Origin of the sequence: Marinomonas algarum (assembly GCF_020532605.1) — a bacterium.
GTDB lineage: Bacteria > Pseudomonadota > Gammaproteobacteria > Pseudomonadales > Marinomonadaceae > Marinomonas > Marinomonas algarum.
This window is the reverse complement of the sequence record NZ_JAJATW010000003.1, coordinates 237,334-245,014: the sequence shown is the minus strand read 5'-3', so window position 1 is coordinate 245,014 and position 7,681 is coordinate 237,334. Positions and strand designations below refer to the sequence as shown.

At 45.3% G+C, this 7,681-nt stretch carries 10 protein-coding genes; 1 reads left to right on the top strand and 9 read right to left on the bottom strand.

Translation table 11 applies throughout. The features are described 5' to 3' along the window. Positions 1-52 precede the first annotated feature (52 nt). The 9 genes from tnpB to LG368_RS04080 form a co-directional block, all read right to left on the bottom strand. The gene (gene tnpB, locus LG368_RS04120) at positions 53-415 is read right to left on the bottom strand and encodes an IS66 family insertion sequence element accessory protein TnpB (RefSeq protein WP_226753460.1); all 363 of its coding nucleotides are present in this window, start codon (positions 413-415) and stop codon (positions 53-55) included. 93 nt (positions 416-508) lie between these two features. Further along, entirely contained in the window at positions 509-1,405 is an 897-nt protein-coding gene (locus LG368_RS04115; protein ID WP_226753459.1) for a metal ABC transporter permease, read from the bottom strand. Next, positions 1,395-2,135: a metal ABC transporter ATP-binding protein gene (locus LG368_RS04110; protein ID WP_226753458.1), complete on the bottom strand. Its 741-nt coding sequence runs from the start codon at positions 2,133-2,135 to the stop codon at positions 1,395-1,397. The genes LG368_RS04115 and LG368_RS04110 overlap by 11 nt, the downstream gene beginning before the upstream one ends. Next, entirely contained in the window at positions 2,132-2,989 is an 858-nt protein-coding gene (locus tag LG368_RS04105; protein ID WP_226753457.1) for a metal ABC transporter solute-binding protein, Zn/Mn family, read from the bottom strand. Before LG368_RS04105 ends, LG368_RS04110 begins: the two co-directional genes overlap by 4 nt. A gap of 19 nt (positions 2,990-3,008) precedes the next feature. Beyond that, a complete protein-coding gene (locus tag LG368_RS04100) occupies positions 3,009-3,491 on the bottom strand; it encodes a hypothetical protein (RefSeq protein ID WP_226753456.1) in 483 nt (160 codons plus the stop codon). Beyond that, positions 3,478-3,783, bottom strand: coding sequence for a hypothetical protein (locus LG368_RS04095; RefSeq protein ID WP_226753455.1), 306 nt, complete (start codon positions 3,781-3,783; stop codon positions 3,478-3,480). Before LG368_RS04095 ends, LG368_RS04100 begins: the two co-directional genes overlap by 14 nt. Further along, positions 3,783-4,592 (bottom strand): DUF4198 domain-containing protein, encoded by an 810-nt coding sequence (locus LG368_RS04090; protein WP_226753454.1) that lies wholly within the window; start codon positions 4,590-4,592, stop codon positions 3,783-3,785. The genes LG368_RS04095 and LG368_RS04090 overlap by 1 nt, the downstream gene beginning before the upstream one ends. An 83-nt stretch (positions 4,593-4,675) precedes the next feature. After that, positions 4,676-5,152 (bottom strand): DUF2271 domain-containing protein, encoded by a 477-nt coding sequence (locus LG368_RS04085; protein ID WP_226753453.1) that lies wholly within the window; start codon positions 5,150-5,152, stop codon positions 4,676-4,678. Positions 5,153-5,180: 28 nt separating this feature from the next. After that, positions 5,181-5,774, bottom strand: coding sequence for a PepSY-associated TM helix domain-containing protein (locus LG368_RS04080; RefSeq protein ID WP_226753452.1), 594 nt, complete (start codon positions 5,772-5,774; stop codon positions 5,181-5,183). A 195-nt stretch (positions 5,775-5,969) separates the two neighbouring features. Here LG368_RS04080 and LG368_RS04075 point away from each other — a divergent pair, with 195 nt between their 5' ends. After that, entirely contained in the window at positions 5,970-7,664 is a 1,695-nt protein-coding gene (locus LG368_RS04075; RefSeq protein WP_226753467.1) for a flavodoxin domain-containing protein, read from the top strand. Positions 7,665-7,681: the final 17 nt, after the last annotated feature.

Sequence of the window (7,681 nt, the reverse complement as noted above, 5' to 3'; positions counted from 1 at the left end):
GGTAGGTCATTTTGAAGTGTTTTCATGGGATGGATTATACCAATCAAACACCTTACTCGTCATGATATCGATAGGTTAAATGTGGGTGTGCTTCTTGTAAATTGAGAGCCAGGCCATCTAGCAACCAATTAAGCTGACGAGGTGAGATTTGAATAGACAATTGTTCGTCATCAATACCAGGCCACTGAAAATGCCCTTTTTCGAGCCGCTTATAATGCAACCAGAAACCATTTGACGCCCATTGCAATATTTTGACTTTATCGCGCGCTCGACCGCAAAAGACAAAAATATGATCACTACAAGGCTCTTTTTTCAGATCATAGGCGACAATATTGCATAAACCGTCAATGGCTTTACGCATATCAGTTGGCCCACAAATGAGAGTCACATTGAGTTGAGCAGAAGTGGTAAACATAAGTCTTTTATTCCTATGAAAGAAAACAAAAGACTTTATGGTTTTTAACAAGGATTAAAACGTGTGGTTTAGCTGACGCTTACAAAATAACAGTTAAGCGCATATTGCTGTGCTCCGTTTACGAAAGGAATAAAGACAAATAGCGAAGACAAACCAGGTGCAGGCGGCGAGAATAATGGCAGGCCCTGTGCCGATTGCCCATTTCATCTGCATGGGTAGCAGAACACCCGTTAAGGCGCTGGTGGTTGCAATAAGCATGGAATACCCCACCATGCTGCGTAAATCAGACGCAATCAGTCGGGCGCTAGCAGCAGGGATAAGCAATAGTGCACCGACCAGAATAGCCCCAATAATCTTAACAGCGGCGACCGTAATCAGCGCGATCAACAACACAAATCCATAATCATGCAGTGTCACGCGTATGCGTCGAGCTTTGGCAATGTCTGGGCTTAATGCATTTAGAAAAGCCTGGTTGCTGGCCGTAAAAGCCAGTATCAAAACGGCAACGCTAATCACACTTAGAATAATAAGGTCGTATGCCGATGCTGTGAGGATGGAGCCAAACAGAACCTGCTCAACTAGGTGGGCGTTAATTTTCTTAGCAACAAACATTAAGAGGGCCGCGCCTAGGGCAAGCGCAAACGCAAGAAAAACACCGATTAACGCATCATAAGGGACGGTCGTACGACCACGTACCCACTGCAATGAGATCGCAAATAGAATGGAAAAAGCAAATAAGCTAATCCAAGGTTCCGTCACAGGTTCCCCCATCAAGATACCGATCGAGACCCCCGTCAACGCACTGTGACCTACCGCTTCAGATAAAAAGGCTAAGCGTTTGACCACGACTAAGGTTCCCAGCGCGCCTAGTAAAGGGCCAATCATTAAGCAGGCAATAAAGGCATTCACCACAAAACCATAACTGAAAATATTGGGTAATAGGCCAGCGTCGACGCCAGCTTGAAACCAAGAGTGGATATTAGCCAGCATAGTGTCGCTCCGATTTGATAGGACGATAAACGGTATTATTAACAGCCTGTAAGGAAGTAGGAGCCTGCAGGGGAGTGAGGATGACCTCAGGGGCGTCGTGAGCAAGGATTTCACCGTCAACCCACACCAATGTATCGCAGCAATCTTGAATGATTTGCCAGTCGTGTTCGACCATGATCAAGGTGCCTCCCGTTTCCTTAAAGCTCTGTAACAGACGTAAAATATGAGCACGGCCCTGTTTATCGACTCCCGCCATGGGTTCATCGAGCAAGAGAATGCTAGGCTCGTTGAGTAAAGCGCAGGCCAATAGAACGCGCTGTCGTTCGCCTGTGGATAATGTTCCGATGCGTTTATTTAATAGGCTGTTAATCCCTACCTTTTCAATAACCGTTTCGATTTTTGGGTTTTTCTTATAGCGTTGCCATACAGGCTGTTTATCGCTGTGCATGCGCAAAAAATCGGAGGACGTGATGGGAAGAGACGCATCAAAAGGGGAAAGCTGAGGCATATAGCCAACAGTTTTAGCGTCATTGTGCCATTGCAACGTGATGTTGCCTTGATGGTTAAGCAATCCGGCAATCGCTTTTAACAATGTGCTTTTTCCCCCTCCATTAGGGCCAGCAATAGCGTGCCAGCCACCGCCAAAAAGCGTTGTGGAAGAGGGCGCTAAAAGCGCATTGTTCTGAATATAAAAGGCGACCTTGTCGAGTATCAGTGTTGGCCCTGTCATTCTTGAAGTGCCTGTGCAAGCTTAGCGAGGTTATGGCGCATTTCGTTCTCCACCATGTCTTTGCTATAGTCGCCATGGGTCATGTGGCTGAAGTAATAAACCTTGATGCCTGTTTCTTTTTCAATCAAGTCAACGTATTTGTTTTCCATGTTGAGCTCTGTAAACAAAACATCAATGTTGAGCTTTCGGATCGTCTGGATCGTATCTTCCAACTGAGACGCGCTCGGCGCGACACCGTGCGCAGGTTCGATAACAGCAGAGACGGTTAGGCCAAATTCTTGCAACAAATAAGCATAAGCACCATGAGTGCTGGCAATACGGATTTTATTAGTCTGCTGGTTTAACAAGGCGTCTTGTACTGGAAGCTTAAGGCTACGAAGCGTTTTGGCGTACTCTAAGGCATTACGTAAGAAGACGCTTTTATTATCAGGGTCGAGTTCTCCCAATTGTTTTGCAATGGTATATACCTGACGAATAGCGGCATCAATTGACACAAAAGTGTGAGGATTGACTGTCTCACTTTCACTTATCAAGGGCACATCTTGATTAGCATAAATAACAGTTAACCCTTTAGGTTGTAGGCGATCCACTGTGTTAGTGGCGAATAGATCGTGACCGATACCATTAACAACAAGGGCATCTAGATGATTCAGCCGTTCAATATCAGCAGGATTAAGTTGATAATTGTGTGGGTTAAATCCGCTGCTAATTAAAGGCAATACATCAGCACGATCACCAACAATATTGCTTACATAGGAATAGTAGGGGTGGAGGGTAATGCCGATTTGCAACCGGCTTTGCGCATGAGCATTAATACTTAATACAAAGCAAACGACCAGTAATATCAATTTCATTGTATGTCCTTTGGGGTAATTATTGATTTAGCGCGTTCCAGTCAAGTGGGGCGTGACAATCACGTTGACGTGTACTGTTTACCCATTGTGCTTGCCATGTCGATTCTTCTTTCTGAACGGCAAAAAGAACACCTTGATGCAACAAGGTAAAACAATGAGAGTTTTGTTGAATAAAAGTGACCGTTGCCAGTTGAGGTAAGGGCAAGTCCTTGAGCTGGTAGGGCGCTAAGAGCATTCCAGCTTCTTCTAACAAGGTGATTTCTTCCAATGCATTGCTGATTTGTGTTGCGAGATTACTGTGTGATTCAGGTAAAGACGACAGCGTAGGTTTAGACGGACCATGAAGTAAAGACAATAGCCCTCCGGCCAGCAATAGGACGCCAAAGCACACCATTAAAAAATAACGTGTTTCACCACGGCCATCGGCAGGCTGAACCTGCTCGATGCTCATGGTGTTCGAAAGACGGGACTCATGGTGAGACGCGTGTTTAGAATTCAGCATAATCGAACTCAGCTGGATCTTCGTGACCGGGGTCAAACAGCAAGTAATACTCGCCTGAAGGGGTAGGAAGACGAATCATGCCGCTGTCGTCTGTGGTTAACGAGGTGATGAGTTCGTCTTCGTAGGTAAGTGCTTGAACCGTTTCGTTAAAAGCGACTGAGCCGTCACTGTAGGCGGCAACGCACTGGATAGACTGGTCAATTTGTTTGCAATCAAGTGTTGGGTAATGAGCAAAGGCTCCGCCCGAAAGCAAAGCCAAGGCACTTCCCAACAGAATAGGAAGTCTCAACATTATTCGTACACCACTTCGAAGGTGTAAAATACACCGTATGATTGTTTGTCTGCTTCAGGGTCTTTGCTGTCCATTTCGTAACTGAAGAACGATGAGTAACGTCCAGCATCGTCGAGTGTGACAGAGGCCATGCCATCTTTGTCAGTGGTAAGAGTGATTGGCTGTTGGTTGCCATTATAAATACCGGCTTCGGATTTGATGGCAATCTCGACACCAGGAGCAACTGATCCATCTAGTAAGGCTTTAAACGTGATTTCTTCGCCATTAATGTAATCTGCTGGGTGTGTCACAGGAATGATCTCAAAGCCCTTATTGGTTGGCTTCATAACGTCTGTGGTTGGCATTTTGGCGGTAATAAATGTCATACCGTGACGTTCATACTTGGTTGTTTGAACATTTTTTGCGGTGTCAGGAATGTTACCCTTGAGTTCACTTTTGCTAAGGCGAGCACGTTTCTTAGTATCACGAGCACCGATTGTGTAACTTGTCATGTAACCGGATCGTGAACTGCTGTAAAGAATCTTATAAGTACCGTTGGTTTCCACATCAAGGTCAAATGAGGTGCGAGTTGCACTTTGTACTACGGTGCCAATGTCGCGAATGTTTTTGCCATCTGGACCAAAAACGCGAATGCCATCAGCGGACACCGGTTTGTCATAGCGGTATACGCCGTGTGTCGCAGTGACATCAACAGCGATGGTCTCGGGAGACTGTGTGATAATGGATTTAGCCGGTAAGATCATCAGATCGTGTGCAAAACTGCTGCTAGCGGCAAGGATGCCCAATGTACATAAAGTGGTTTTTAACATTTTAATTCCTATTTACTAAAGTTAAAAAGAGCGAGCGCTGAGCACACGTGAAAGCGTGTTCAGCGACACATAAAACTCAAACGCTAAGGTGTCACCTTAATGGTGATATTGCCGATTTCTGTATCCGCTGGGATGTGATACTGATGAGTGTCATCGAGGAGGTTAATTTTGGTTTTGACAAGGGAATGGCCACCGTTTTCACGAGCCGCTTCCACATACAAGGTAAATTTTTCCCAATCATTGATCTCAAAACGTTCGTTGTAATGTCCAGGACCTTTGGTCGCCCCTGTCATACTGTCGATGTGGCTGTCGTAACGGCCAATCTTGCGCCACCAACGACGCAAATCGGACAGCCATTCGTCCTGTTTGTCTTGTAAGTGCCAAACTAACAGAGGCTTAGATTCCCCCTGGTTTTCCGCCCAAATTGCTACGTAAGGTCGTGCGTTTTTTCCAGTGTTGACCTGTGGAATATCAAACGCGACATCTAATGTGGCGGCAGAAGACAAAGCCGACCATCCTAGTGCTGTGACCAGTGCGCAAGACGACAATAAAACACGCATTCCTTTTCTCCTTGATGCCTTAAATAAATTAGTGCATTAAATACATTGCCAATATTGTGATGACGGATCCAATGCCGACCCAGCTCAAACTGTGTTGTCTTTGTAAGGTATTAACGACAAGTAACCAGAACCCTGACAAGCAAAATAGCGCCATACAGACGGCTGCAATATCTGAAAGCCAGCGCCATAAACCACTGACGTGTTTGTTTCTGTGTAAATTGTTTAACATCGTAATAAAAGGCAATTGGGTCTTATAAACCTCAGCGATACCTTCTTCATAATAGGCTTCTATGGCGTAATTGCCTTGTGGGCCGTCCAAATAGAGCAACAACAGTTGCTCTTCTTCTTCCCATTCAAATGAGAAATCAACACCTCGAATTTGGTGTGCTTGATCTAACCAGTGAAACATGGAAAGTGCCGTGATTCCTGGATCAAGACGCCAGTCTAATGTCGTCAACGAATTGGGTAGTGTTAAGCGTTGATCGGTGTTTTTTATTTCTCCTGCTGCCCAGTTGCTGTGATTGAGTAACAGGCCCGTACCGGCAAAGAAAAGCATCAGCAAAAGTACAGGGGCGGCACTGTAAATATGCAGCCAGCGTGCCCAACGGTTAAACGTGATCATTAGACTCACAAATGAAAGTTAAATGGTAATTATTACTTAATGTAATTGATTGCCATATGGTAATCGCTATCGATGGTTTTTTGCAATACAATGATAACTATTCTCATGATTTTATGTTTTTGAATAGGTTTTGATCACCTTGAGGGTTTTCAGGAGCGACGATTGTTGTGTAAGGGGAGGTGTTCGCCTTTGTCTGTGTTGCCGATGTTAGTCAAGCCGCTCTTGTATTTTTTATGGGCAATGGGTGTTTTTGCTCTTTTATATGGCATGGGCTTATTATTACTTGGGTATCCTGATGTCACCCTGTCGACAGAGTCGTGGGTAATGGAAAACGGTATGAGTTTGGGCGCTTATACTCTGCATTGCTCAGAAGAGGTTGGGTGCTTTGTCTTACACCAAAATACGCTACTGCACCGTTTTTCAACCTTAGATATTTTCCTATTTAAGATACTCTCAGTATTAGCCGTCAGTGTGTTGGTGCTGGCTTTTTTAATTGGCGGTGTTTGGATTGCTTCCATACGCCTTCAAAAAACGAGAAACACACCAAGAACGACTCTTATCACCTACGCTAGCCAGACTGGCAGTGCTCGTCAGTTGGCTGAGCAATTGTATCGAATGGCCCATACTCTGCTTGATGTGCGTTGTATTTCAACGTTAAGTATTGAGCAAATACATCAGTATCAACGGGTCTTTTTTGTTGTGAGTACGTGTGGTGAGGGGGCGCCACCGGACAGTGCTCAGGCTTTGTTAAGAGAGTTAAAAGAGTTAAAGGATTCAAAGGGACAACCAAAAGCAGACGCGCCCATGTTTGCTGTGTTGGCATTAGGTGACCGCAGTTATCCGCGTTTTTGTGCTTTTGGTCATCAATTATCCTCCTTGATGGAAAAAAGAGGATTCAATTCCTTATTGCCCGTACATGAAGTCGATAAAATGAATAAGCACAGTATCGAATGCTGGTGGCAACAGGTGGGTGCTTTAGTGGGTGCCTCTGCCGATCCTTTGGAAATCGCGATGACGACCTTGACGGTGCAAGACAATCAGCAGGTCAATGCGCCACGTGAGGACAGAGCCGCTCATGTGCTTCATTTTCGAGGGGAGCATATGGAATACAGTGCGGGAGACTTGCTGGCGGTTTATCCAGAGATATCGCCATTAGAATGCCGAAAGCGTATTTTAGAAAACGGTTGGCATGAAACGGACAATGTTCTATTAGAAGGGCAATCGACGACCTTATTGGATGCCTTGTTAACACTTGATTGGAGTGATGAAACAGCACCGACACCACAAGCACTGGTGGATAGGCTGTCTCCGATTCATGAGCGTCTCTATTCCATTGCGTCTCACCAAGAAAGCACTTTGAGCTTACTCGTTCGTCAGCATTGCCGAGCGGATGGTTCATTAGGAAATGGCTCGGGGTATTTATGTCGCTTAGCGAAGGGCGATACCATACAAGCTCAGTTGCGCGTTCATGAGTCCTTTCGTCTCCATCAGGATGTCCCTCTTATTATGATTGCCGCCGGAACAGGTGTGGCACCCTTTCGTGGCTTTTTGCAACAAAAGCAACAGTGGCAGTCTCAGTGTGAGCATTGGCTGATTTTTGGAGAGCAGTATGCGCAATATGACGACTATTTTGGGGAAGACTTTGAGCGTTTTCAGGCTGAGGGCTTGTTGACGCACATTGATAAGGCTTGGTCTCGTAGCCATCAGTGTTATGTTCAAGACATTCTGTACCAACAGTCTGAGAGGCTACAAGAATGGGTTAATCAAAAAGGTGCCCAGATCTATGTATGTGGCAGTCGTCTTGGTTTTGGTGAACAAGTCATTAAGGTGCTTGAAGCGCAGTTTGATGCCGATGTACTGGGTGCTTGCTTGCATTGTGATCTGTATTAGTTGTGCATTTTTTCCTT

Excerpts from the sequence above, each read along its gene's own strand:
- LG368_RS04085 (WP_226753453.1), bottom strand. The coding sequence starts at position 5,152 with ATGCGTGTTTTATTGTCGTCTTGCGCACTGGTCACAGCACTAGGATGG.
- LG368_RS04110 (WP_226753458.1), bottom strand. The coding sequence starts at position 2,135 with ATGACAGGGCCAACACTGATACTCGACAAGGTCGCCTTTTATATTCAG.
- LG368_RS04105 (WP_226753457.1), bottom strand. The coding sequence starts at position 2,989 with ATGAAATTGATATTACTGGTCGTTTGCTTTGTATTAAGTATTAATGCT.
- LG368_RS04090 (WP_226753454.1), bottom strand. The coding sequence starts at position 4,592 with ATGTTAAAAACCACTTTATGTACATTGGGCATCCTTGCCGCTAGCAGC.
- LG368_RS04095 (WP_226753455.1), bottom strand. The coding sequence starts at position 3,783 with ATGTTGAGACTTCCTATTCTGTTGGGAAGTGCCTTGGCTTTGCTTTCG.
- tnpB (WP_226753460.1), bottom strand. The coding sequence starts at position 415 with ATGTTTACCACTTCTGCTCAACTCAATGTGACTCTCATTTGTGGGCCA.
- LG368_RS04115 (WP_226753459.1), bottom strand. The coding sequence starts at position 1,405 with ATGCTGGCTAATATCCACTCTTGGTTTCAAGCTGGCGTCGACGCTGGC.
- LG368_RS04100 (WP_226753456.1), bottom strand. The coding sequence starts at position 3,491 with ATGCTGAATTCTAAACACGCGTCTCACCATGAGTCCCGTCTTTCGAAC.
- LG368_RS04080 (WP_226753452.1), bottom strand. The coding sequence starts at position 5,774 with ATGATCACGTTTAACCGTTGGGCACGCTGGCTGCATATTTACAGTGCC.